17 protein-coding genes and 1 pseudogene are annotated in these 25,908 nt (G+C 47.5%); 11 read left to right on the top strand and 7 right to left on the bottom strand.

Features of this window, described 5'->3' with window-relative positions:
- Positions 1-98: 98 nt before the first annotated feature.
- The 3 genes from R8O10_RS11195 to R8O10_RS11185 are packed head-to-tail and all read left to right on the top strand — an operon-like array spanning position 99 to position 3,077.
- A complete protein-coding gene (locus tag R8O10_RS11195; protein WP_412035164.1) occupies positions 99-1,049 on the top strand; it encodes an HlyD family secretion protein in 951 nt (316 codons plus the stop codon).
- A gap of 4 nt (positions 1,050-1,053) precedes the next feature.
- Positions 1,054-1,980, top strand: a complete 927-nt coding sequence (locus R8O10_RS11190) for an ABC transporter ATP-binding protein (RefSeq protein ID WP_054822160.1) — start codon at positions 1,054-1,056, stop codon at positions 1,978-1,980.
- Positions 1,980-3,077: an ABC transporter permease gene (locus R8O10_RS11185; protein ID WP_017635233.1), complete on the top strand. Its 1,098-nt coding sequence runs from the start codon at positions 1,980-1,982 to the stop codon at positions 3,075-3,077. The genes R8O10_RS11190 and R8O10_RS11185 overlap by 1 nt, the downstream gene beginning before the upstream one ends.
- A 109-nt stretch (positions 3,078-3,186) precedes the next feature.
- Here the strand turns inward: R8O10_RS11185 and R8O10_RS11180 are convergent, their stop codons facing one another.
- Complete coding sequence (locus R8O10_RS11180) at positions 3,187-3,558, bottom strand: hypothetical protein (protein ID WP_005375433.1); 372 nt, start codon at positions 3,556-3,558, stop codon at positions 3,187-3,189.
- A 377-nt stretch (positions 3,559-3,935) separates the two neighbouring features.
- On the bottom strand, positions 3,936-8,174 hold the full coding sequence (fdhF, locus tag R8O10_RS11175) for a formate dehydrogenase subunit alpha (protein WP_213916951.1): 4,239 nt from the start codon (positions 8,172-8,174) through the stop codon (positions 3,936-3,938).
- Between the two features lie 304 nt (positions 8,175-8,478).
- Between fdhF and R8O10_RS11170 the strand changes: the two genes are divergently transcribed.
- From R8O10_RS11170 to R8O10_RS11140, 7 genes are all read left to right on the top strand, one after another.
- Positions 8,479-8,901 carry a hypothetical protein gene (locus R8O10_RS11170; RefSeq protein WP_205461304.1) on the top strand — a complete coding sequence of 141 codons (423 nt, stop codon included), beginning with the start codon at positions 8,479-8,481 and terminating at the stop codon, positions 8,899-8,901.
- 135 nt (positions 8,902-9,036) lie between these two features.
- Positions 9,037-10,428: a TolC family protein gene (locus R8O10_RS11165; RefSeq protein ID WP_065275409.1), complete on the top strand. Its 1,392-nt coding sequence runs from the start codon at positions 9,037-9,039 to the stop codon at positions 10,426-10,428.
- 146 nt (positions 10,429-10,574) lie between these two features.
- Positions 10,575-12,293: an efflux RND transporter periplasmic adaptor subunit gene (locus tag R8O10_RS11160; RefSeq protein WP_318191401.1), complete on the top strand. Its 1,719-nt coding sequence runs from the start codon at positions 10,575-10,577 to the stop codon at positions 12,291-12,293.
- 2 nt (positions 12,294-12,295) lie between these two features.
- Positions 12,296-15,475 carry an efflux RND transporter permease subunit gene (locus R8O10_RS11155; protein WP_318191400.1) on the top strand — a complete coding sequence of 1,060 codons (3,180 nt, stop codon included), beginning with the start codon at positions 12,296-12,298 and terminating at the stop codon, positions 15,473-15,475.
- 76 nt (positions 15,476-15,551) lie between these two features.
- Complete coding sequence (copI, locus tag R8O10_RS11150; protein WP_318191399.1) at positions 15,552-16,118, top strand: copper-resistant cuproprotein CopI; 567 nt, start codon at positions 15,552-15,554, stop codon at positions 16,116-16,118.
- A gap of 324 nt (positions 16,119-16,442) precedes the next feature.
- On the top strand, positions 16,443-17,294 hold the full coding sequence (locus R8O10_RS11145) for a carbenicillin-hydrolyzing class A beta-lactamase CARB-42 (RefSeq protein ID WP_005375420.1): 852 nt from the start codon (positions 16,443-16,445) through the stop codon (positions 17,292-17,294).
- Between the two features lie 282 nt (positions 17,295-17,576).
- The gene (locus R8O10_RS11140) at positions 17,577-18,626 is read left to right on the top strand and encodes a sensor domain-containing diguanylate cyclase (RefSeq protein WP_213915536.1); all 1,050 of its coding nucleotides are present in this window, start codon (positions 17,577-17,579) and stop codon (positions 18,624-18,626) included.
- A gap of 112 nt (positions 18,627-18,738) precedes the next feature.
- Here R8O10_RS11140 and R8O10_RS11135 read toward each other — a convergent pair whose 3' ends face one another.
- Entirely contained in the window at positions 18,739-18,891 is a 153-nt protein-coding gene (locus R8O10_RS11135; protein ID WP_005375418.1) for a hypothetical protein, read from the bottom strand.
- 246 nt (positions 18,892-19,137) lie between these two features.
- Here R8O10_RS11135 and speG point away from each other — a divergent pair, with 246 nt between their 5' ends.
- On the top strand, positions 19,138-19,677 hold the full coding sequence (gene speG, locus R8O10_RS11130; RefSeq protein WP_005375417.1) for a spermidine N1-acetyltransferase: 540 nt from the start codon (positions 19,138-19,140) through the stop codon (positions 19,675-19,677).
- Between the two features lie 47 nt (positions 19,678-19,724).
- Here speG and R8O10_RS11125 read toward each other — a convergent pair whose 3' ends face one another.
- From R8O10_RS11125 to vmeP, 4 genes and pseudogenes are all read right to left on the bottom strand, one after another.
- The gene (locus R8O10_RS11125) at positions 19,725-20,522 is read right to left on the bottom strand and encodes a hypothetical protein (RefSeq protein WP_213893310.1); all 798 of its coding nucleotides are present in this window, start codon (positions 20,520-20,522) and stop codon (positions 19,725-19,727) included.
- A gap of 176 nt (positions 20,523-20,698) precedes the next feature.
- Positions 20,699-21,784 (bottom strand): OmpP1/FadL family transporter, encoded by a 1,086-nt coding sequence (locus tag R8O10_RS11120; RefSeq protein ID WP_318191398.1) that lies wholly within the window; start codon positions 21,782-21,784, stop codon positions 20,699-20,701.
- Between the two features lie 120 nt (positions 21,785-21,904).
- Positions 21,905-25,045, bottom strand: a complete 3,141-nt coding sequence (vmeQ, locus tag R8O10_RS11115; protein WP_005459706.1) for an efflux RND transporter permease subunit VmeQ — start codon at positions 25,043-25,045, stop codon at positions 21,905-21,907.
- Between the two features lie 10 nt (positions 25,046-25,055).
- Positions 25,056-25,844 (bottom strand): annotated as a pseudogene (gene vmeP / locus R8O10_RS11110) (efflux RND transporter periplasmic adaptor subunit VmeP); the annotation flags it as partial.
- Positions 25,845-25,908: the final 64 nt, after the last annotated feature.

The raw sequence follows: 25,908 nt of genomic DNA, 5'->3' as shown, positions 1-25,908 counted from the left end.
TAGCCGGACAAAACTGACTCACGTTACACTGAATGCAGTCCCACACTCTTCTATAGCTTGATACGAGTTCGAGCTCACCTTCTTAGAGGAAGCATCGCATGATGAAGCGAATCATTCTTGGCACCCTAGCCCTGACTCTTTTAACTGCCTGCTCCAAAGATGATGGACAGCAAGCCCTTGGCACACTAGAACGTGACCGCGTAACCTTTACTGCTACCTCTAGCGAGATAATTCGTGCCCTACCCATCAAGGAAGGCAGCCAAGTCACCGAAGGAGAAGTGCTGGTTCAGCTCGATACAAAGAACCAAGAAGCCGTTTTAGCTCACGCCGTAGCCGAACAAGCCAAGGCTGACGCTTATCTTTTGAAATTGACCAATGGTGAGCGACCAGAAGACATCGCCGCAGCGCAAGCTCGTGTTGCCAGAGCGGAAGCTCAATTGGTTGAAGCGCAAAAGAACTACCAACGTAAAGCGGAATTAGTTCGTAAAAAGCTCATCAGCCAATCAGAAAAAGACACCGCTTTAGCAGCCAGAGATTCTGCCCGTGCAGAGCTAGACTCCTCACAAGAAGAGTTCAGCAAACTGACCGCTGGCTCTCGTCCTGAAGATATTGAACAAGCGAAAGCCGCACTCATGGCAGCAAAAGCCGATGTGGCACTGCAAGAACAGAAACTAGCAGAACTCACCATCACGGCCACGCGAGATGGCTTGTTAGATAACCTACCGTTTAACCTTGGCGAACGCGTTCCAGTGAATGGTGTGGTTGCTGTAATCCAAGCCAGTCGCGTCCCATACGCTCGCGTTTATGTTCCTGCCACCTACCGAGTCGATTTTGTGCCGGGTAAGACGGTTAACGTGCATGTAGATGGCGTTGAGCAACCATATAGCGGCACTGTTCGTTGGGTTGCGACTGAGCCTTCATTCACACCTTATTTCGCGCTTACCGAGGAAGAACGCTCGCGTTTGATGTACCTAGCAGAAGTCGACCTACAAGACTCCGCACAATCCTTGCCTTCAGGTATTCCAGCGCAAGTAGATTTGGTGGAGTAAGCCGATGACCGAATACGCGATTCAAGCTGAAAATGTAGTGAAAAAGTTTGGTGACTTCACCGCCATCAACAACATCACGCTTAATGTGCCCAAAGGCAGTATTTATGGTTTTCTTGGCCCTAACGGTTGCGGTAAATCGACAACCATTCGTGTGTTGACTGGCTTGCTTAGCCCAAGCGAGGGCAATGTCGATGTACTCGGGCTAGAGATCCCAAAACAATCGGAGCTTCTGCGCCTCAAGATTGGCTACATGACACAAAAGTTCTCCCTCTATGATGATCTGACGGTTCAAGAGAACCTTGAGTTTATTGGACAAATCTTTGGAATGGAAACCAAAGCTCTAAAAGCTCGCATCGAAGAACAATTATCAACCTACGGTCTCGACCAACTGCGCAAACAGCGCGTCGGTGGAATGAGTGGAGGTCAGAAGCAGCGCTTGTCTCTCGCGGCAGCGACCATGCACAAACCAGAACTGTTGTTTCTCGATGAGCCCACATCTGCGGTTGACCCAGAAAACCGACGCGATTTCTGGGAGCAGTTGTTTGATCTCTCTGACCAAGGCACGACGATTTTGGTCACAACGCACTACATGGATGAAGCAGAGCGCTGCCATCGTCTGGCGATTATGGAAGCGGGGGAAATCCGCGCCGATGGTGAGCCAGAAGAACTCATGGCGCAAATGGGCGTTAACATCGTCGAAGTCAAAGCGGATAACTTACGCGAGCTAAAAGAGAAAGTCATTCGACGCGAAGAAGTCCGTTCTGCCGCACAGCTAGGAATCCGCTTACGCATTTTGATCCACCAGCACATCGAACAACCGATCGAATGGTTAACCCAAACCTTTCCTGAGCTTGATGGCTGCGAGATGAACATTGCTCGTCCTAGCTTGGAAGATGTGTTTGTCAGTGTTACGGGAGAAGGTCGCCAATGATGAAATCTATTGCCCGTATGAAAGCGGTAATGATCAAAGAGATCCGTCAGCTTTCACGCGACCGCATTACCTTTGGCATGGTCGTGATGATCCCGTTGATTCAGCTCCTGCTGTTCGGCTTTGCCATTAATACCGATATTCGCAACATTCCCGTTGGCGTCGTCGATCAAAGTGGCAGTACTGCTGGGCGTGTGATCACCGAGTCCGTCAAAGTCACGCAAGTGGTCGATGTGGTCGAAACCTTCGCTACCGCATCAGAAGCCGAGCAAGCCATTCAAGACGGCTTGGTACGAGCGGCTTTAATTCTGCCTAGCGACTTAACCCAACGTATGGTGCAAGGCAGAGAGCTTGGGCAGTGGATTGTGGATGGTTCAGACACCATGATCAGTTCTGCGATTCTCTCACTGCAAACCATGCCGTTAACGGATTTTGATTTTGAGATACGCCCTGCTCCAACCAAAACCTTTGAAGTTGCGCTGTATTACAACCCGAGTCGGCGCTCGGCGGTGAACATTGTCCCCGGTCTATTGGGCGTGATTCTGACTATGACGATGATCTTGTTCACCAGTGCGGCCATTGTTCGGGAACGGGAACGAGGCAATTTGGAGTTATTGATTACTACGCCAATCCACTCCATCGAACTCATGGTGGCGAAGATCATTCCCTACATCTTTGTTGGTCTGATACAAGTGTTTATCATTTTAGGCTTGGGGCACTGGATATTTGGTGTGCCGATAAACGGCGCCATTAGTCAGATACTGTTTGGCACGCTGCTGTTTATCGCCGCGAGTTTAACCTTAGGTTTGGTGATATCCACCATTGCGACGACACAGCTTCAGGCCATGCAGATGACGGTGTTTATTCTTTTGCCGTCGATTCTTCTGTCCGGATTTATGTTCCCTTATGAAGGAATGCCCGTCGCCGCACAATGGATATCAGAAGCCCTACCAGCCACTCACTTTATGCGCATTATTCGTGGTGTTGTGCTGCGTGGTGCAGACCTAATGGAGCTATGGCGAGATACAGTTTGGTTACTTGGATTCACCGTTATCGGCCTTATTGTCGCTTCATTTCGCTTCAAAAAATCACTCGACTAATTCCACGATATTACGTTCATTCCTTAAAAACAAAAATAGCCCCAACGAAGGGCTATTTTTTGTTTCTGTATTCATACACTGCGCTATCGAGCTCAACTCTCAGACAATATTAATAGTACTCACCGTAGGAACAATCTCGTAAATCGGAAATATTGTAGTTTTTCAAAGAGTTTATTTTAAAGTTGAACACTACCTGTTTACAGACAACGCCTTCGCGATCCGTGTACGTGATAATACCTTCACTGTACGCACGCTGACCATCAGAGGATGTCACGTCAGCAACAAGTTCCAAATGGCCCTTGTGCGCGTCTACGCGATTCATCATCTCAAACACATCGACCCACTCTTCGCGATTTGCCATTTGTATTAGCATGGACTTCGCCTGTGTTTCCAACTGCTGGGGGTATACATAATAACGGTTGTAACCAAAGTATGCGCACATAAGTAATAAAACGAGTGCAAATGAGGTTGTTCTTGTCATACAAGCTTCCTCTTGTTGTTATAAAAATCTTGCTTCGTTAATTCAGTATAGGAAGCGAGCAAAGTTTAGGTTATAGAACTTGCCCAAATAACAGAGGACAGTCAGAGACAGTCAATTCTATGACAAGCTCAACAACAAACTTTATTGCACTCTCATCATGGGCTTGAACAAAAATACGCCACAGAGACAGCAAGAAGTAAGAAGTAAGAAGTAAGAAAGGAAAACTAACCGGAGCGCGGTGATAACAGAAAAGTAAAAGGAGTTGGAAGAAAAAGACAATCCGAGTGAATGTAGTGAGAGCGGAAATCAAGATTAGATTATCCGCCCATCAACTAGGCTCAAATTGTCAGTGACCACAACAATGTGACTCACCGAATTTAAACGTGTTGGTAACTATCTTCGAGAGACTCTGTCTGCGTTGTTTTTTCGCTCACTTCCACTTTAACCGCAGCGACCTTGAACTCAGGGATCTTCGCATGCGGGTCCGTCGCCGTTGTCGTTAAACGGTTGACTGGCGATTCAACAAAGTGAAATGGAATGAACACCACACCTTTTTGAATCCGCTTAGTCACAAAGGCATCAATCTCAATGCTGCCGCGACGTGTAGACACCGTCAGACGCTGACCATTACTGATGCCAAGCGCTTCTGCGTCTTCCACGCTCACCATCGCACGTGGACCAGCCAGGTTATCCAACCCTTTGGTTTTGCGCGTCATAGTGCCGGTATGGAACTGCTCAAGCACACGACCAGTCGTTAACACAAGCGGATACTCCTCATCTGGCAGTTCAGCCGCATAACGGAACGGTACGCCCACCATTTGCCCTTTACCACGAGTAAACTGGGTTTGGTGCATGATGCGAGTACCTGCCGGGTTGTTCTTGTTGCTCGGCCATTGCACACCGTTTGGCGTAATGGCATCCCAACGAAGACCCGCGTATTGAGGTGTCACTCGTGTGATTTCATTGGTGATATCAGACACGCAGTGGTAATCCCAATCACTGCCCATGGCATTGGCAATTTCTTGAATAATCCACCAATCTTCTTTCGCTTCACCCGGTGCCGTTACGACCGGATTCACACGCTGAACACGACGCTCCGTATTGGTGAAGTGACCCGCTTTCTCTGCAAACGAGCAAGAAGGTAGAACCACATCCGCGTATTGTGCAGTCTCCGTTAGGAAGATGTCTTGAACCACCAAGAAGTCGAGCGTTTCTAAACCTTCAATCACATGCGCTTGGTTCGGGTCACTCAACACTGGGTTCTCACCCATGATGTACATACCACGAACGTCACGATGGCAAGCCGCATCAATGATTTCTGTCAGGGTTAGACCTTGCTCAGAAGGCAGATTTGGTGCGTTCCATTCAATCGCAAACTTCTGACGCACAATTGGGTTGTATACCTTTTGATAGCCCGGGAAGCTGTTTGGCAAAGCGCCCATATCACACGCGCCTTGCACGTTAGATTGACCACGTAGCGGGTTAATACCACCACCTTCAATACCGATGTTGCCACACAGCAATTGCAGGTTAGCGATAGAACGCACGTTGTCATGACCTGTCGTGTGCTGAGTGATACCCATCGAGTAGTAAACAGCCGTACGATCTGCCGTACCGATCATGCGCGCCATTGCTTGAATGTCTTCAGCTTTAACGCCCGTAACCAACTCCACTTTATCGAGGTTGTAAGCTGGTGACATTACTTCTTGCAACAAGGTATCAAAGCCATCGACACGTTCTTCGATGTACTCTTGATCGTACCAACCGTTCTTGATGATCTGCTGCATGACGCCATTTAGGAGCATCACATCCGTACCCGGACGGTGCGCCATATACAGCTCAGCATGCTCTGCCATATCAACACGTTTCGGGTCAGCCACAATCAAGCGAGCACCGTGGTGACGAATTGCTTGTTTGATATGTGAAGCGATAATCGGGTGCGCCGATGTGGTATCCGAACCAATAATGAAGATCACATCCGAGTGCTTAATGCTAGGAATGTCGTTGGTCATTGCACCACTACCCAGTGACGCCTCAAGACCGGTTACACTCGATGCGTGACACAAACGCGCACAGTGGTCGACATTGTTAGTGCCCAGTTCACGACGGACAAATTTTTGGAATGCGTAGTTGTCTTCGTTAGTGGTTTTCGCTGAAGAGAAACCCGCCAATGCGTTGCTGCCAAAATCTTGCTTGATGCCAGAGAACTTGTTCGCAATCAGTTGAATCGCCTCTTCCCAACTTGCAGGCTGCAACCAACCGTCTTTACGAATCAATGGCGTGGTAAGACGCTCTTCACTGCCGATGAAGTCAAAACCAAAGCGCCCTTTCACACACAGCATGCCTTGGTTAACCGGCGAGTCACCGCCTTTCACGTAACGAATCGTATTGGTTGCTTCGTCCACGAACATAGTCAACTTACAACCCACACCACAGTATGTACAAATGGTGTCGACCGCTTTCAGATCTTCAGTACGACCTTGCGAACGGTCACGACTATCAACCATCGCGCCCGTTGGACACACTTGAACACACGCACCACATTGCACGCAGTTCGAATCGCCCATTAGGGTTAAGCCATTCTTGTTACTTCCAAAGTGTGGACGATCGTCAGGACGTAATGCAGGGCGACCTTGTTTGTCGCACACAAAGTTCAGTACACCGTGCACGGCTTTGTCGCGGCACGCTTGGATGCACTGACCACAACTAATACAGCGGTTGGCATCAAACTCAATAAACTCAGAACTGCGGTCAACTTCGTACTTATGACGCAAGTCTTTCGCACGAAGATCTAACCAATCTTGGTGTGATTTAATCTGCAAGGAGAAGTCAAAGCTTTGCTCAGCTTCATATTCGGTGGAGTAATCACGCAGCGCACAATCAGTATTTGCCTGACAGCCACATTCTAGACAGCGCGCAGCTTCCTTCATTGCTTCTTCGTTATCAAAGCCCAACTCCACTTCAGCGAAGCTTTGCTCGCGTTGTGCTGGAGTCAGTTCAGGCATGATAGATCGAGCGACTTTCTGGATGTTCTCGAAGTGAAGCGGATCAACTTGAGAGAGTTTCTTCTCTTTGCGCGAGTTGAACGCTGCCTTTGGCATATCGGCCATATCGCCATTCAAAAACAGGTCAATGGCTTTTGCCGCAACGCGACCATCACCCACGGCTTCAACTGCCGTTGCTGGACCACGGCGGAAATCACCGATACTGAAGATGTTACCCGTGCCGGTGTGCATGGTCTTTTCATCGGCATCAGAGGTGTTCCAGCGCGTAAGCGGAATCGACAAATCTTCGCCTTCGAGGAAGCTCAGATCTGGCTTTTGCGATACTGCCGCAATCACGGTGTCGAACTCTTCGGTAAAGAACTCGCCGGTTGGTTTTGGGCTTCGACGACCAGATGCGTCCGGCTCACCCAACGCCATGCGCTCTAGACGAATCGCATTCACGCGTCCGGTTTCATCGGCAAGGTTTTCTGCAGGGTTGGTCAAGAAGTGGAATTTCACCCCTTCGTGTTCCGCTTCGACAATCTCGTAGTCTTCTGCCGGCATTTCGTCACGTGTACGACGATAAATCAACGTGGTGTCTGCACCAGCACGACGCGCAGTACGAGCACAGTCAATTGCTGTGTTACCACCACCGATCACCGCGACTTTATGACCCGTTACATAGTTTTGCTCAGTAACGTAATCTTTAAGGTAATCAACGCCTAAGTAGCAACCTTCAAGGTCGCTGCCTGTGTAATGCATTTCAACCGCTTGAGACGCGCCAACAGCCAAACACACTGCGTCGTATTCTTCACTCAATTGAGAAAGCGTGAAATCCACACCCAGCTTTTGATTGGTGTGAACTTGCATGCCATTGCGGCACATCAGTTCGATTTCTTTATCGAGAATGTCTTTTGGTAAACGGTATTCTGGAATGCCATAACGCAACCAACCGCCCGCTTTTGGCATGGATTCAAAAACCGTAACGTCGTAGCCTTCGTTCGATAGGTAGTAGCCAGCTGTCAGACCACCAGGACCACTGCCGACGACGGCAATGTTCAAACCTTTGCTTGGTTTCTTTTCTGGTACGTAGGCTTCATGCTCAGACAAATCCGCATCCGCGGCATGACGTTTAAGCTGACGAATTGCAATAGGCTCATCGACTAACGAACGGCGACATTCGCTCTCACAAAATGCCGGGCATACGCGGCCAATCGATAACGGCATAGGCAACGTACGCTTAATCACTTCAATCGCTTTTTGATGATCGTTCTGTGCGATGTGATATAGGTACGACTGGATATCCACGCCCGCTGGACATGCTGTTTTACATGGCGCTTCACAATCGGCGTAATGATCCGTCATGATACGGTTAAGTGCTTTTCTGCGGTGCTCGCTTAATTGTTCTGATTGCGTGACCACATTAAGGCCGCGGTAAACTTCAAGTTCACACGCACGCTTAGTACCGCCGCTTTCGACTTCAACCACACACAAGTCACACGGTACTTTTTCATTACTTTTGTTCATTCCGCACAGCGATGGGATCTCGACCCCACACACTTTTGCTGCTTCTAAAAGGGTTAGACCCTCTTCTACAATTCTATATTTTCCATCGATGACAATTTCTATCATGCAACCCCCGCAGCAAAGCAAATCCAAATCTGCACAAGTAAAACCATGCATTTTATAAGGATAATCATTTGTAAGACAAGTTAGTGTGATGTAAAACTTATAAACCACATTTTTCACGTGTCATAAAAAGCGAGAGCTTCTTTCGCTAACTTTCAACACTCGGTGTTTAACAAACGTTTAAGTGCGAAAACAGAAGGGTTGGACTATTTTGATAATAAGAGTAATAAATGATTGACCTTACCCTTAGGTTAACCTTTAGAATCGAAGGGTTTTCATCATTTTCATCAAACACATGGGAAAGGGTATGCACTTAAAATCGCTGCATACAATCTGGTTAACTCTCTTCACGACGCTAGTGCTATTGGTATCTAGTGTGGCGAACAGTGAGCCGTTGATGAATATTCAAATGATGTCTATTGGCATGGCTCACCATCCTTCTATGATGAGTGACAGCGAACACTGCGGTATGCCTGGCATGATGGACGTCTCCATGACAGACGCTTCTATGTCCGAAGATGGCGATGCAAGAGAAACCAGCATGAACTGTGGTGGAGGCTCCGGCATGGTTCATACCTGCTGTACTGCCGCGTGTACGATAGTTTTCGTCCCCCTACCGAATCCTATCAATAGCCCAATGCCCGTCGTCTATCGCGCAACTATTACTCCTGAAGTTGCTTCCCCAGTCGTACACGTCAGCCGCGACCTATACCGACCTCCTATAGCCTAAATCCGTCCTAGCATTCGACCCTGCGCGTGTATCGCAGGTTGTTTTAATGCGCCTGAGCGATGAGGTAACAAGGCTTTACTGTTCCCGCAATAAAATCCGCACCTCCATCGATCCGGCGAACACTGGATTTAGATTATGGATATCAAACCATACCGCTTAGCTGCACCTATTTTTATGGTGGCTCTGGTCGCTGCGCCAACCTTGGTTAACGCCGCTGGTAAAGAGACACACGCAGCGCAAAATTCCGCATCAAGTGAGCGAGCTTCAACGACCAAGCTTGCCCAACTGATCAACGTCGCTTTGAGTAACGATGGCAATCGTAAGCAATACTCTGCGCAATCTGCTGCCATGCGTGAAACGGGCGTCGCGAGCGCGACCTTGATGGACCCAAAACTGAAAGTGGGTTTTGGTGGCTTGCCTGTCGACAGCTTCAAATTCGATGAAGACCCAATGACCAATATCTCCGTTGGTTTAATGCAACAATTTGAGCGTGGGTCGACGCTTGATTTACAGCAGAAGAAAGCCAATCAACAAGCTGACGGCCTTGGGCTTCAAGTGCATGCTCGTGAGCTTGAGGTAGCCAACAGCATGACTCAACTTTGGTTAGAGCTTGGTTACCAGCAACGCGCGGAGCAAATCATGCTTGAGAACCGCAAGTTGATGAAGGAGATGGAAAGCTTTATTCAAACCAACTATTCGATTGGTAAGAGTGAAGCGCAAGACCTACTCAACGCTCAATTACAAGTCAGCAAGTTGGATGAGAAACTGCAAGCCAATGCACAAATGCAACGTCGTCTTATCTCTCAACTCTCCGAATGGTTGGGTTCAGATTGGTTGGCGAATGAACAGGCTCTGCACGCGAGCAACCAACTTAATTGGGACACACTGAACGGCAAACTTGCTGCTAGTCAGGGTTCCACCAAGCATTATCAACAACTCAGCCAACACCCGATGGTTAAGATGGCCGACGTCAGCATCTCTGCCAATAAAACTCAGGTGGAAATTGCTGAGCAAGCCTACAACCCACAATTTGGCGTCGAAGTAATGTACGCCTACCGCCAAGCCGACAACATGATGGGTGAGCCAGCATCAGACTTGGTCAGCGCTTACCTAACCATGGACATTCCGTTGTTTACGGGTGACCGCCAAGATCGCAATCTTGCTGCCGCTCAATACCAAGTTGGCGCGGCACAATCACAAAAAGACACCTTACTAACGCAGATGAATGCCAAGGTGAACACTTTGCTGGTTGATCGCGGCAACTTAACCCAGCGTTTAGAACGTTATCAATCCACCTTATTGCCTCAAGCGAAAGCGCGCATTCAAGCCGTTGAGCGGGGTTATCAAAACAACACAGCGCAGTTTAACGATGTGATTTCTGCCACGACTGACGAGTTGGCTCTGCAATTAGAGCAACAACGTCTGCTGACCGATCTCAACATCGCAAACAGCAATTTAGCCACCCTACTCGGTGGTTTCGACTACCAAGTGGCTTCACCGGAAGCTCGCTCTATTTCGACATATTAATTTGTGATTCCCCAAGACAGTTGGGGCTGCAGCTAGGCGGCAAACGAGAGAATCCCATGAGCATAGATCTGCTATGTGATTTGGGTGAACGAGAGCAGGCAACAACGCTGTAGCGTCAAATGTGAAGGGGAAAATAAGGTAATACAATGAAAACATTAAAAATTGCAACCATCGCGCTGATTGTTGGTGGTGCTTTAGGGTTTGGTGCTAATCATTTTCTTACGGGTTCGGCTCACGACATGAGTGCGATGGGTGGCGAACCTACTGCAAGCTCTAATGATCCGCTTTACTGGGTTGCCCCAATGGATCCGAACTACAAACGCGACAAGCCGGGTAAATCCCCAATGGGCATGGATTTGATTCCGGTTTACGCAGAAGACCTATCCGGTGAACAAGACGCACCGGGTACAGTGACTATTGACCCTTCAGTAGAAAACAACCTCGGGGTTAAAACCGCAAACGCGACACTACAACAGCTATCACCACGCATCGAAACGGTTGGCTATATTGCCTTTGATGAAAGTCTGTTATGGCAAACCAACGTTCGTGTGGCGGGTTGGGTAGAAAAACTCTACATCAATGCCGTCGGTGAGAAAGTGAAGAAAGGCGATGTGCTTTTCACGCTCTACTCTCCTGAACTGGTTAAAGCACAAGAAGAATTGCTAAATGCGTACCGCACTGGCCGCAAAGGTCTTGTAAAAGGCGCGACCGAACGCTTGGTAACGCTTGGGGTTGACCGCGCTCAAATCAAATCCATTACTCGTAGCGGTAAAGCATCGCAAACCATTGAAATCAAAGCGCCTGCTGATGGCGTTATCGCGAGCTTAAACGTGCGTGAAGGTGGCTATTTATCCCCTGCTCAAGCGGTGATCAGTGCAGGTCCTTTGGACAATGTTTGGGTTGATGCAGAAGTCTTTGAGCGTCAAGCGCACTGGATGAAAGCGGGTTCTCAAGCCACGATGACCCTTGACGCGATTCCGGGCAATGAATGGCAAGGTGTTGTCGATTACGTGTACCCAATCCTTGATCCGAAAACACGTACGTTGCGTGTGCGCCTTAAATTCCCTAACCCAGATGGCGCATTGAAGCCAAACATGTTCGCCAATATTGCCTTGCAGCCTGTCACTGACGACGCAGTATTAACGATTCCTAAATCATCTGTTATCCGCTCTGGCGGTATGACTCGCGTTGTTCTGGCGGAAGGTGATGGCAAATACCGTTCTGCTCGAATTGAAGTTGGCCGCGAAGCTGGCGAACAAATCGAAGTATTACAAGGACTTAAAAAAGGCGACAAGATCGTTACTTCATCTCACTTCATGCTCGACTCTGAATCAAGCCAGTCGGCGGATCTGTCTCGCATCAATGGTGTAGAAGCAGCGGCGGAAACAGCATGGGCCAAAGGTGAGATCACAGACGTAATGAAAGATCACCGCATGCTGACCATCAACCACCAGCCTGTACCAGAATGGGATTGGCCGGGCATGGTAATGAACTTCACTTTTGCAGATGGCGTTGAGATGGGTGACTTGAAAAAAGGTCAGGCTATCGAATTTGAAATGCAAAAGACGGAGTCCGGTCAGTACCAAATCGTTGACTATAGGGCAGACAACAGCGTCATTGCAGCAGAAGTTTGGCTAACTGGTGACATCACGATGCTGATGGCTGATTTTGGCATGATCACCTTAAACCACCTACCGGTTGCAGAATGGAACTGGGATGCTGGCGAGATGAACTTCTCTGTGGGTGAAGATGTTGATCTATCGGGTTTTGAAGAAGGACAGAAAGTTCGATTTCTAGTTGAAAAACAAGGTTCTGACTACGTTCTTAAACAGCTAGTTCCTGCAACAGCAGCCGTCGAGGGTTAATTATGATCAATGCTATTATTCGTTGGTCACTGAGCAACCGATTCCTAGTGTTGGTCGCGACCTTAGCCCTTATATTAGGCGGACTTTACAGTGTAAAGAATACGCCTGTTGATGCGATTCCGGATCTTTCTGATGTGCAAGTGATCATCAAGACAAGCTATCCGGGGCAAGCTCCTCAAGTCGTCGAGGATCAAGTTACTTACCCGCTCACCACCGCCATGCTTGCCGTGCCGGGTGCTGAGACGGTTCGTGGCTACTCTTTCTTTGGTGACTCTTACGTTTATATCATTTTCAACGATGATACCGACATGTACTGGGCACGTTCACGCGTGTTGGAGTACTTAAGCCAAGTAGCACCCAAGCTGCCACCGAACGCAAAACCAACCCTAGGTCCTGATGCAACGGGCGTGGGCTGGGTTTACAGCTACGTATTACAAGACAAAACCGGCAAGCATGATTTGGCGGATCTTCGCAGCCTGCAAGACTGGTTCTTGAAGTACGAATTGCAAACCGTTGATGGCGTTTCTGAAGTCGCTACCGTGGGCGGTATGGTGAAGCAGTATCAAGTGCAGGTTGATCCTGCCAAGCTTCGTGCTTACAACCTCACTCTGCAACAAGTGAACATGGCAATCCAAAACGGTAACCAAGAGACCGGCGCGTCCGTTATCGAAGTGGCCGAAGCCGAACACATGGTTCGTACCACGGGTTACCTAACCAGCATTGAAGACATAAAATCACTGCCGCTAAAAGTCACCGAGAAAGGCACGCCGTTGCTATTAGGAGACATCGCAGACATTAACCTTGGTCCACAAATGCGACGAGGTATCTCAGAGTTGAATGGCGAAGGTGAAGCAGTGGGTGGCGTTATCGTAATGCGCTTTGGCGAGAACGCGAGTGAAGTGATTGCGAAAGTCAAAGACAAACTCGCCGACCTGCAACGCAGCCTACCAGAAGGCGTGGAAATTGTTGCAACCTACGACCGCTCTACCCTTATCGATTCAGCGGTAGAAAACCTATGGAAAAAGCTCGCAGAAGAGTTCATCGTCGTCGCGATTGTGTGTGCGTTGTTCCTGTTCCACATTCGTTCTTCGTTGGTTATCGCTCTGAGCCTACCGGTTGGTATTCTTAGTGCGTTTATCGTAATGCATTGGCAAGGCATCAACGCCAACATCATGTCTTTGGGTGGTATTGCGATTGCCATCGGTGCCATGGTGGATGGTGCAATCGTGATGATTGAAAACGTTCACAAGCACATTGAACGAACGCCACTGACCGACAAAAACCGCTGGCAAGTAATTGGCAAAGCCGCAGAAGAGGTCGGCGCACCGCTGTTCTTCTCGTTGCTGATCATCACTCTTAGCTTCGTACCGGTGTTCGCCTTAGAAGGCCAAGAAGGCAAAATGTTCTCGCCGCTTGCGTTCACTAAGACTTACGCCATGGCAGCGGCAGCAGGTTTGGCAATCACGCTCGTGCCTGTACTTATGGGCTACTTCATTCGCGGTAAGGTGTTACCGGAACACAAAAACCCTGTTAACCGCGGCTTGGTCGCGTTGTACCGCCCGTTGTTGAACACCAGCTTAAAATACCCTAAGACCATGATTGTTATCGCATTAGGTCTAATGGCATCGGCTTACTACCCAACCAGTAAACTGGGTAGCGAGTTCATCCCGCCGCTGGATGAAGGCGACTTGATGTACATGCCAACGACCTATCCGGGTATCTCAATTGGTAAGGCGCGTGAGCTTCTACAGCAAACCAACAAACTGATCAAAACCGTTCCAGAAGTGAAAACCGTATGGGGCAAAATTGGCCGAGCTGAGACCGCAACCGATCCAGCGCCACTCACCATGATTGAAACCGTGATTCAGTTGAAGCCACGCGATCAATGGCGTGAAGGGGTAACAACCGAGTCACTGCGCAAAGAGTTCGACAAGCTGGTTCAGTTCCCTGGTCTTACTAACGCTTGGGTAATGCCGATCAAAACGCGTATCGACATGTTGGCAACGGGTATCAAAACCCCCATCGGTATTAAGATCGCCGGACCTGATCTGAAAGTGATTGAGAAGATCGGTTCTCAGCTAGAGCCAATTCTTAATGGCGTACAAGGCACGGCATCGGTTTACGCAGAACGTGTAGCAGGTGGTCGTTATGTCACGATCGACATTAAACGTCGTGCCGCAGCGCGTTATGGCTTAAGCATCAAAGACGTTCAGCAAGTGATCTCCACTGCAGTGGGTGGCATGAATGTGGGTGAAACCATCGAAGGCTTGGAGCGTTACCCAATCAACGTTCGTTACCCACAAGACTACCGAGATTCAGTGGTTAAACTGCAAAACCTACCATTGGTGACACCAAATGGCGCTCGTATTGCGCTGGCTGACGTAGCGGACATTCGTTACGAAGATGGTCCTCCAATGATCAAGACAGAAAACGCACGTCCAAACGGCTGGGTATTTGTCGACATCGATGGTCGTGACCTTGGCTCTTACGTCGTGGAAGCGCAACAGGTTGTTGCTGATCAATTGGAACTTCCTGCGGGTTACTCGCTGGCTTGGTCTGGTCAATACGAATACATGGAGCGTGCGAAAGACCGCTTGAGTGTCGTGGTACCAATCACCATCGCTATCATTATGCTGCTGCTTTACTTCAGCTTCCGTCGTGTCGGTGAAGTGATGATCATCATGCTTACCCTACCCCTCGCTATGGTCGGTGGTTTGTGGCTCATGCATATCCTCAACTACAACTTCTCGATTGCCGTTGGGGTCGGCTTTATTGCCCTAGCAGGCGTCGCGGTTGAGATTGGGGTCATCATGCTCGTCTACCTCAACCAAGCATGGCACTACAAGAAGCTAGATGCGGAAGAGAGCCAACAGAAGCTTGAGGCGAAAGACCTAACCGATGCCATTCGTGAAGGTGCAGGCCTGCGTGTTCGCCCAGTAATGATGACGGTACTGACGGTCATTATTGGTCTGATTCCGATCATGTACGGCGAAGGTACAGGGTCAGAAGTGATGCAACGTATCGCTGCACCAATGATTGGCGGTATGGCATCGGCACTGCTGCTGACGCTGTTGGTGCTTCCAGCCATCTTCAAGCTGTGGAAACAACGTGAGTTGCGTCCTAGCAATGCGACTAATCACCAAGCTAGCACTCAAGCTAGTGATGTAAACAACAAGGCTTAATCCCTACCTTCCCCTCAATCAATTCGTTTGAGGGGAAGCAACCAAGTTATTAATGAATTAAAACAAGGATATAAAAATGAAAAAGACACTAATCACTCTTGCTCTAGCCCTAACAACAACGACTGCGTTTGCCCAAATGGATCATTCAAACATGGACCACGCGAACATGGATCATAGCAACATGAAGCATGAAAATATGGACCACGGCAGCATGAAGATGGACCACAGTAAAATGGACCATTCAAACATGATGGATATGCCGGGCATGTCGGCAGTAGGTATGCCAGCAAAAGGGGCAAAGCCAGACAAGGTGGTACACGTTATCTTGGGTGATGACATGAGCATCAAGTTCAAAAAAGACGTTAAGATTGAGCCAAACGATGTGGTGCAGTTTGTAGTCATGAACACAGGTAAGATCAACCACGAGTTTACGATTGGTTCGGCTAAAGAGCAGCTAGAACATCGCGAAATGATGAAGACAATGAGTGGTGATCATATGCACGACTCGGGCAACTCTGTGACGGTAGAACCGGGTAAAGCGAAGCAGCTGTTGTGGCATTTCCACGGAGACAACAAGGTTGAGTTCGCTTGTAACATCCCGGGCCATGCAGAATCGGGCATGGTTAAAAAGATTGAACTGTAAGTAATTATCCAAATAGACAAAGGAGCTGATGATTCAGCTCCTTTTATTTCTGGATCAAACTATTCGTTAGCTCATGATAAGAAATTCTGAGCCAGTGTCTCTCGCTAAGATATTTTTGTGACCGAATCACCGACGTAATATATAAGCCAAACTACAGGCCTTGATAGCAACACTCTTCTCCCCATATTGAGACCGTTTAAGCGTATTGCAAAGAATCCTACATAAAATAGACATAGATTTAACAGTGTTTAGAGTATTGGCTCGTTATAGTTTACGTGACATCGCTACCGTGCGAACTAAAACTAAAATTGAAGAACACGATCCATGAAAAAGTTATTTTTGTTGGCTGGGCTAATGGTTTGCTCAACCCTAAGTTACGCGTCCCAACTGAATGAGGACATTTCTCTCCTCGAGCAACAAACCTCAAGCAGAATTGGGGTGTCAGTTTGGGATACCCAAGCAGACGAGCGTTGGGATTACCGTGGCGATGAACGCTTCCCACTCATGAGCACATTCAAAACCCTAGCTTGTGCCAAAATGCTAAGTGATATGGACAGCGGTAAGCTAAGTAAAAATGCGACCGCAAAAGTCGATGAGCGCAGTATCGTTGTATGGTCTCCAGTGATGGATAAGCTCGCAGGCCAAAACACACGCATAGAGCACGCGTGTGAAGCCGCTATGTTAATGAGTGATAATACCGCAGCCAACTTAGTATTAAATGAAATTGGCGGCCCTAAGGCCGTAACAATGTTTCTGCGAACAATTGGAGATAAAGCAACGCGCCTAGACAGAATAGAACCTCGCTTGAACGAAGCCACACCAGGCGACAGCCGCGACACAACCACACCTAACGCCATACTAAACACTCTTCGAACTTTGGTCGAAGGCGAAACGTTGTCTTATGAGTCTCGTGTACAATTAAAAATCTGGATGCAGGACAACAAAGTTTCAGACTCGTTAATGCGTTCTGTATTACCAACAGGTTGGTCTATTGCAGACCGTTCTGGTGCGGGAGGTCATGGTTCGCGTGGCATTAACGCGATTATATGGAAGGAAAATCATCGACCTGTTTACATTAGTATTTATGTCACAGAAACCGAGCTCTCACTTCAAGCTAGGGACCAACTCGTTGCGCAGATAAGTCAGTTGATTTTACAAAAGTACAAAGACAATTAAGTCACCACTCACCTGACCCTATTTGTATCCTTTTCTAGCCCTTCTATTCCAGAAGGGCTCATTCTGTACTTCCATCTTAAAAACACCACTTATTGAGTAATGACTTACTTATAAATAGGTATAAGATTTACTTATTTAGGGTGAGTTAACGCCCACATTAAGCAACCAAATGCACACAAACGGCGATAATTAAACCATACTCTTACCAAGAAGCACATTTTCTACAAAATAGCTTCACGTAATTTATTGTTGGTATTTGCAACATTGCCAAGGAGATGTCTATTGAGACTTGAAAGAACTTTTAACCCTGATGACTTATCGATGCAAAACATGGAAAGTCCGATATGTATGCCGATAGGGTTTGTTCACTTTTTAGCTCAATCGGAAACACTACAGCAAGTACTTGATACGGTGGCAGAATGGATAAATCGTATATTTAATTCTGACCGTGCGAGTATCACACTTTATGAAAACAATGATCATTTAAAGGTCTACTCTTTCTCTGGTAGTAAAGCGATTCCCGCTGAATTTTTAGTGCCCATTCATCAAGCGTTTGTTGGCCGAGTGTTCAAAAAGCAACAACTGATGATCTGCGACGATGTTACGCAATCTGATGAGATCGATTGTGTGATGCTCGCATCCAATGGTATGGGTACGTGTATGGACGCGCCTTTAATGCACGGTAAAGTCTGCCTAGGAACGCTTAATGTTGCGCATCATCAAACGCACATTTACACAAACGAACAAGCGGCACAGCTTCAGTGCATCGCTAATTGGATTGCTTTGAACATTGCCCTTCATATACAGATTATGAAAATGGAGCACCTCGCCACGACGGATGATCTAACAGGTATTCCAAACCGCAGAGAGTTCATGCGACAAATCGAAAGCCGCCTAAATGAATACCGAACCCAGGGCATTGACTTCCATGTTGCTATTTTAGATCTCGACAATTTTAAAAGCCTCAATGACCGATTTGGTCATGACGCAGGCGATAAATCACTGATCCATGCAGTTAATACTATTAAAAGTCATCTACTTGATTGTGACTTACTTGCCAGAGTTGGTGGTGAAGAGTTTGCCATCGTATTAAGAAGTCGCTCATCACAGCAAGCTCTAGACACATTAGAAACGATTCGTAATGCACTAGAAACGACGACCGTTCAACATTCAGGTTGTGATATGAGCTTCACCGCGAGTATTGGGGTAACTCAAGTCTGTCGTCTCGACGACTCATTTGAACCACTTGTTAAACGCGCAGACTTAGCACTTTACAAGGCAAAGGAAACCGGAAGAAATCGCGTTGAGCTTCATATTGGTGAAGAAAGGTAGAAAAAATAAAAAAAGGTAGCGACTCATTGCGCTACCTTTTATCGATTCTAACCCGCTTAAAATAACTAGTACGAACTTTAAGCCAGTTAAAAATAAGAATGAGCAAATTTAATTATGCTTTCTTAAGATCTTTAGCTGGGTAAGTTAGTGTTTTTTCGCCTGCTTTTACATGTGTGTAAAAACCGCCACTGCTTAAACCTGTAACAACCATTTCGCCAAGATCGATACCTTTAGTCGCTACTACTACGTCACCGATTGAAAACATATTGAATACCTTGTTTGTTTAGATTAAGACACTAAGTCGTTGCGCGGTATTTAATACGATATTAGGCAAAGCACCTAATCGAGTTTTTTATCGTAAAGATTAATTTATATTTGTCGTGAACTCTAAGTTTCCACATTGAAAATCACAGGATATTTTCCAAAAAAAGATGCGCGATTCTTGTGAAATACGGTAATATTTTCTAGCATCAAGTGCGGAGGTATTCTCCGCCCTCATTGGAGAAAAATGATGAAGAAAGGCCTAAAAATGCGTGCATTAGAGCGTTCTGATTTGCGCTTTATTCATGAACTGAATAACAACCGAAATATCATGGCCTACTGGTTCGAAGAACCTTACGAGTCTTATGACGAGCTCGAAGAACTTTATCGAAAACATATACATGATGACGCTGAAAGACGTTTTGTCGTCGAAGATGAAGACGGCATCGTAATTGGCTTAGTTGAGCTGATCGAGATTAACTACATTCACCGCAGCGCGGAATTTCAGATAATCATCGCCCCAGAGCATCAAGGCCGAGGTTATGCGACAGAGATGATTAATCGTGCGTTAGATTACTCATTCTCAATTCTTAATCTACGTAAAATCTACTTATTAGTCGCAGTGGATAACGAAGTCGCTATTCACTTATACAAAAAGTGCGGCTTTATCGAAGAAGGTCACCTTGTAGAAGAATACTTTATTAACGGCGCTTACAGCGATGTTAAGCGCATGTATATATTAAAACACCAGTACCAGAAAAAGATCGAAGAAAACAACTCAATTCACTAGTTCATTCTATCAAAGTAAAAACGCAGCTGTTTGGGCTGCGTTTTTATTTATTCAAATTGATATTGATATGATAATACGATGCGCTTGTCTGCTTCATCCAAATAGGTGTTGTTGTCCATGACAAACGTCATTACGTTAAAAGAGTGGCGTTTGTTCACAAGGTAACCAAGGCCGATACCACCAAAGAAGCCTTTGTAGTTCTCTCCTTCACTGTTTTCTGAGCCGTAAGTGCCTGCAGCGAAGCTGATTAACGTCAGTTCTTTGGTAAACGATTTCAGCGCAAATGCACCAACGTAACCGCTGCTGCCTGAAGAGCTCATCATATTGAAGCCATTCTCTGCACTTGGAGTGCCCGTAAAGTTAGGCTCGCTACAGTGGCTACTTTCTGCACCGTCACAAACAGGAACATCACCAGTGTTGTACGTATAGCCTGCCATTGGGAAAATTTGGAAGCCTGCTGGCTCAATCCCGAAATAACTTAGCGGCATAAAGGTACCAACGCTGTAGTTGGTTTGATCCGCGCCGTTTACGTATTCATTTTTACCGAAGTTGAAGTTCACGATACCGACCGGAAACAACCACGAGCCACCAATACGCCACTCGCTCGCATCATCATTGATACGCAGGTTAATTTTGCGCGCTTGGTCAAGCGCAAGTGAGCCCGAGAATGAGATGTTTTGATCATCAAAATCGTAGTTGTTTGCGTAAGACGCGCCAAATTTCGTGATGACTTTTGTTGGGTCATCCGCCAACTTGTTTTTATTGTCTTTTACTCGATGCTCGGCACCATGAGCCAGCGTACTGACCAACAAAGTCGTACACACTAACGCTAGTTTGTTTTTCATTTTTTAGTCCTTTGAGATGTTGAATACCCGCACTTAGCTGCGCAGATATTTTTTGAATCATCACTCACTGGATGTGACAAAAGCGCCCTAACTACCTTAGATGGCGTGACAGCATCCAGTGCAGGTAGTTAGGGTAGAATGGCCTGTAAGGAAGGCGTTTTAGCGATTAGGAATGATTAGTTTTTCCAGTTGTGGCTCATGCTCATGAAGTACAGCGCAGGCTCATCAAAGCCAGCTTGTAAGCGTGGCGTTTCCGACGATTCCATCAAGATCGCTTCCAACGCGAAACCAATTGAGTTTTCTGAATCCAATTTGTAATCAATGCCTGTACCAATGCGGTACGCCTTGCCAGTAGGAACGGTAATGTCACCGTTTGATTGACTTTCATACATGCTGGTATCGAATGCAAAACCTGCATTCCACATCATTTTTTCATTCAGTTTGTACTGAGTACCTAATGCGATTTGGTAAGTGTCTTGTGTCTCTACGTTCAGCGTGGTTGTGTATTCGCTCCAGTCTTGCCAGTTCACGTTCCACATCACCGCTAGGTCATCATTCACTTCGTGGTAAGCACTGAAGATCAGTTGTTGTGGAGCAATGGAGTTACTCTTGTCGAATTCAAATTCGGCTTCAGAAGAGTAAGACAGACCAAGACGCGTGCCTGATGTTGCCTCATAAAGCACACCTACTCGGCCGTTGACCTGAGTATCTTGGTCTTCGTCATTGAAGTTCAAGACTCCCTTCGTTTCCACTTCATACATACCGTACTGAATACCAAGCGCCGCACCCACAGACCAGTGATCATTGATGCGGTAAGAAGCGGAAGGTTGAATGGTTAAGGCTTGCGTCGTTGCTGTAGGAATATCTAAATGATTATCCAAAAGACCTTCGTACTCGAGGCCAAGGCCGTAGTTGCCATACAGACCAATACCCAGCGTCCATTTGTCGTTTACTTGTTGGCTGTAAAATGCCGACGCCATAGGAACAAAACCAATCACGTTGCCCGCATCGCCAGTCATCGTGTCTAGTTGCGCGTCACCGTAAAGGCCAATCAGGTTACCAGAGAAAGATTTACCAGAAACATTCGCCAGACCAGCCGGGTTTGCTGCCATTACTGAGGCATCTTGCGCACGAGCCGCCATACCAGCGGATGCCAAACCAATATCCGATGCAGTTGTTTCGTAAAGGTATAACCCACCCGCTTGCGCAGCAGCACACGTCAGTAGAGAGCTCGCTACGACGATTTTTGAAAGATTTTTCATGCTAAAACCTATTATTGTTTGGGGAACCCACGCTGCGACGGTGGTTGTATATCAATGAAAGGCATTGGCCAATCGCACACAGCGTGGGGGTGTTGTGGAGTCAGTCAGTTGAAATCAGCGTTATTGCTCGCTCACCTCAAGTTCAGTGGGTTTCTTTCGCTTAAACTTCTCGCGCAGAGATTGCATCATCACGAAGAACACCGGCGTCAGCAACGTGCCTACAAACGTAGAGAGAATCATGCCACCGAATACCGCAAAGCCCAGTGAGTGACGAGATGCCGCACCGGCACCCGATGCAATCACCAACGGGAATACCCCCCAGATGAAGGCGAACGCAGTCATCTGTACTGCACGGAAACGGATTCGAGCAGCTTCTTTGGCAGCATCAATGATTGATAAGCCCTTTTCTTCTCGCAGAACTTTGGCAAATTCCACGATAAGAATCGCCACTTTGGCGGACATACCGATCAAGATGACCACACCAATCTGCACGTACAAATCGAACGGTTGTCCCACCAGCAGTAGCGTGCCCATTGCGCCGAGAATCGCGACTGGAACCGCCATCATTACCGCAGCAGGAATAGTCCAACTTTCGTACTGAGCCACCAAGAACAAGTAGGTGAATAGCAAAGACAATGCGAACGCGATTGGCGCCATGTTGCCTGCTTTCATCTCTTGGTAAGTCATGCCTGACCACTCGTACGAGTAACCACTTGGCAAAGATTCCGCAGCCAGTTTTTCAATGGCCTTTACAACATCACCCGAGCTGTAACCTGGCGCTGGCGCACCGTTCACGGTTGCAGAACTGAACATGTTGTAGTTCGATAAGGTATCAGGGCCGAAGATCGGCTTCACTTTCACTAGCGTTGCCAGTGACACCATTTTTCCAGAGCTTGAGCGAACAAACAGATGGTCGATGTCGTCGATGTTGTCACGGTATTGCTCTTCTGCTTGCACTTTCACTTGGTACGAACGACCAAACAAGTTGAAGTCAGAAATGTATGCACCGCCCAACTGTGCTTGCAGTGTGCTGAAGATTTCATTCAACGGTACGCCCATCGAAATCGCTTTATCGCGGTCAATATCGATGTAACGTTGCGGAATGTTCGCACGGAAAATCGAGAACGCACGCGCCACTTCAGGCAGTTGGTTGATTTGGGCAACAAAATCAGCGGTTGTTTTTGCCAACTCTTGTGGAGAACGGCCCAAGTTGTCTTGCAGCACAAGGTTGAAACCATCCACCGCACCCATGCCTTTGATTGCCGGCGTCGCGAAAACGAACGAAGCGGCATCTGGCGTTGAGTTCAGCATTTGGTTAACTTTGTTCATCAACGCACGTTGGTGTAGCTCAGGGTCTTTACGTTTGCTCCAGTTATCCAGTTTGATGATCAACATGCCCGAGTTTGGAATCGACGCCATGTTAATTACCGAGAAGCCCGCAACCGAAACCACGTTCTCCACACCTTCCATCTGTTTTAGCTCATCAACGTACTTCTTCATTAATGGTGCAGTACGCTGCAATGCTGCTGCGTCTGGCAAACGCATTTCGACCATGAACACGCCTTTATCTTCGTTTGGTACGAAAGATGAAGGTACGGTCATGAACGCAAATGCCAGCACCGCAATAAGCGCGCCATAAACACCGATACTCAGCACAATGCGGCGGCTCAAGAAGCCAACTAAACCTTGGTATTTGCGCGTTATTGCTTCAAAACCTCGGTTAAACGCACGCAAAGGCGCAATAGGTTGTGAGTGAGTTGATTTCAACATCAACGCACAAAGCGCTGGCGTTAACGTTAATGCGTTGATCGCAGAGATCAGCACCGACACACAGATGGTGACCGCGAACTGGTTGAACATTCGACCAGAAATACCCGGCAATAGCGCAACCGGTACGAATACCGCCAACAAAATAAGCGTTGTTGCCAATACTGGCCCCGTCACTTCTTTCATAGCTTGGATAGTGGCCGGAATCGGGTCTAAATGCTCTTCATGGATAACCCGTTCCACGTTCTCTACCACGATGATCGCATCGTCCACCACGATACCGATGGCGAGGATCAAGCCAAACAACGAGATCGTGTTAATGGTCATGCCCATCACGCCCATGATTGCGAACGTCGCAATGATGGAAACCGGAATCGCTAAGGTTGGAATGATGGTCGCTCGCCAGTTCTGCAAGAAAACGTACACAACGAAGGTTACAAGAAGTACCGCAATCACCAGCGTCTCGTACACTTCATCAATCGACGTCTCTACGTATTCGGTAGAGTCATACGCGATGTCGTAGACCAAATCATCTGGGAACGATTTCTCGTACTCTTTCATGGCCTCTTTCACGCGTTCCATCACGTCTAGCGCGTTCGCTGTCGGCAACTGGTACAAGGCCAGAACGGCGGCTGGTTCGTTATTCATACGACCATCAGCTTCGTAGCCTTGTGCGCCAACTTCGACACGAGCCACATCTTTCAAGCGAATCAAAGAACCTTTCTTGCTCGCACGGATGATGATGTTCTCGAACTCTTCCGCAGAAGTAAGGCGGCCTTTGGTTTGCAAAACATATTGATATTGCTGGTCACCCGGAGCTGGCATACCACCGATCTTACCCGCCGCCACTTGGATGTTTTGCGTTTTAATTGCGCCGATAACATCGCTAGCAGAAAGCTTCAAGGTGGCCAATTTATTTGGGTTCAACCAAATACGCATTGAGTAGTCTTTCTTACCCAGCAGCGTAATGTCACTCATACCTTCGATACGTTTTAGACGCTCAACGATATTGAGATCCGCGTAGTTAGAAAGGTAGATACTGTCGTAAGACTGTTTCGGGGAACGCAGTGTGATAACGCCCAGCATGTCGGAAGATTTCTTCTTAACCGTCACACCGATTTGGTTTACTTCTTGTGGTAGAGACGACGTCGCCTGTGCCACCAAGTTGTTCACACGAACCTGCGCCATATCGCCATCTGCGCCCACTCGGAAGTAAATACGCAATGTGTATGAGCCATCGTTACCAATCACAGAAGACATGTAAATCATGTCTTCAACGCCGTTGACTTTGGCTTCTATCGGTTGTGCTACCGTCTTTTTAACCACGTCCGCGTTTGCACCCGGATACATGGTGCTCACCGTAATTACCGTTGGAGAGATTTGAGGATACTCAGAAATTGGCAAGACTTTCAGGGCGATCATACCCATCAATGTCATCGCCAGTGAGATCACCAAAGCAAACTTCGGCCGGTGAATGAAAAATTTACTTAACATCAGTACTCACTCAGCCTTGTTCACTCTGTAGTTCAACGTCTTTCACCGTTGCACCCGGACGCACTTTTTGTAGACCATTGACGATGACTTTTTCGTTAGCCGCCAAGCCAGTCAGCACAGCACGTTTCACACCGTAGGTCTGACCGAGTTCAACGTTACGACGAGACACCACGTGATCATCACCAACCACCATGACGTAGTCACCCGCTTGGTCTTGTTGAACAGCCGCCGATGGGATAAGCAAACCATCAATGGTTTTGTTGCGCAGCTTGATGGTCAAGTTGCCATATTCACCCGGCATAAGCGCGTAAGTTGGGTTATCGAATTGTGCTTCTGCTCGAATTGAGCCTGTTTCTAAATCGATCTTGTTGCCAACGGCGTAGATCTTGCCATCAAGCGGATACAATGAACCGTCTGAAAGCGTCAGTGTTAAATCAACATCCAGTTTGTCATCGTTACGATGAGCCACATCAATGGCACTTCTTACGCGGCGGTAGAGCTTCTCATCCACATCAAAGCCAAAGCGAATTGGGTCGATTTGAGTGATCGAAACAAGAGGAACGAGTTGAATTTTCGAAATACGGTCACCCACTCGGAAGTTGCTGAAACCCACGCGGCCAGAGAAAGGAGCACGCACAGAGCTAAATTCAAGATCGAGCCTTGCTGAAACCAGCGTCGCTTTCGCCTCTTCTACCGAAGCAATCGCTGCGGCGTGCGCAGCAATGGCGTCATCGTATTGCTGCTCACTGATACTTTTATCTTTGATGAGTTTCTTCACACGTTCTGCGGCTTTGTTGCTTAATTCGGTGAGAAGACATGGTAGCCCCATGTTGATCAGTTCTTAAACAACATACCGAGTTTCA

The sequence above is a fragment of the Vibrio sp. 1727 genome, from assembly GCF_033344415.1.
GTDB classification, from domain to species: Bacteria; Pseudomonadota; Gammaproteobacteria; order Enterobacterales; family Vibrionaceae; genus Vibrio; species Vibrio alginolyticus.
The sequence above is the reverse complement of the archived record's forward strand: the minus strand, read 5'-3'. Positions and strand labels throughout refer to the sequence as shown.

What these genes read in the sequence shown, in the direction of transcription:
- R8O10_RS11145 (WP_005375420.1), top strand. Translation starts at nt 16,443, where the DNA reads ATGAAAAAGTTATTTTTGTTGGCTGGGCTAATGGTTTGCTCAACCCTA.
- R8O10_RS11180 (WP_005375433.1), bottom strand. Translation starts at nt 3,558, where the DNA reads ATGACAAGAACAACCTCATTTGCACTCGTTTTATTACTTATGTGCGCA.
- R8O10_RS11185 (WP_017635233.1), top strand. Translation starts at nt 1,980, where the DNA reads ATGAAATCTATTGCCCGTATGAAAGCGGTAATGATCAAAGAGATCCGT.
- R8O10_RS11160 (WP_318191401.1), top strand. Translation starts at nt 10,575, where the DNA reads ATGAAAACATTAAAAATTGCAACCATCGCGCTGATTGTTGGTGGTGCT.
- R8O10_RS11135 (WP_005375418.1), bottom strand. Translation starts at nt 18,891, where the DNA reads ATGTTTTCAATCGGTGACGTAGTAGTAGCGACTAAAGGTATCGATCTT.
- fdhF (WP_213916951.1), bottom strand. Translation starts at nt 8,174, where the DNA reads ATGATAGAAATTGTCATCGATGGAAAATATAGAATTGTAGAAGAGGGT.
- vmeQ (WP_005459706.1), bottom strand. Translation starts at nt 25,045, where the DNA reads ATGTTAAGTAAATTTTTCATTCACCGGCCGAAGTTTGCTTTGGTGATC.
- R8O10_RS11190 (WP_054822160.1), top strand. Translation starts at nt 1,054, where the DNA reads ATGACCGAATACGCGATTCAAGCTGAAAATGTAGTGAAAAAGTTTGGT.
- R8O10_RS11165 (WP_065275409.1), top strand. Translation starts at nt 9,037, where the DNA reads ATGGATATCAAACCATACCGCTTAGCTGCACCTATTTTTATGGTGGCT.
- R8O10_RS11155 (WP_318191400.1), top strand. Translation starts at nt 12,296, where the DNA reads ATGATCAATGCTATTATTCGTTGGTCACTGAGCAACCGATTCCTAGTG.
- R8O10_RS11120 (WP_318191398.1), bottom strand. Translation starts at nt 21,784, where the DNA reads ATGAAAAATCTTTCAAAAATCGTCGTAGCGAGCTCTCTACTGACGTGT.
- speG (WP_005375417.1), top strand. Translation starts at nt 19,138, where the DNA reads ATGAAGAAAGGCCTAAAAATGCGTGCATTAGAGCGTTCTGATTTGCGC.
- copI (WP_318191399.1), top strand. Translation starts at nt 15,552, where the DNA reads ATGAAAAAGACACTAATCACTCTTGCTCTAGCCCTAACAACAACGACT.
- R8O10_RS11125 (WP_213893310.1), bottom strand. Translation starts at nt 20,522, where the DNA reads ATGAAAAACAAACTAGCGTTAGTGTGTACGACTTTGTTGGTCAGTACG.
- R8O10_RS11195 (WP_412035164.1), top strand. Translation starts at nt 99, where the DNA reads ATGATGAAGCGAATCATTCTTGGCACCCTAGCCCTGACTCTTTTAACT.
- R8O10_RS11170 (WP_205461304.1), top strand. Translation starts at nt 8,479, where the DNA reads ATGCACTTAAAATCGCTGCATACAATCTGGTTAACTCTCTTCACGACG.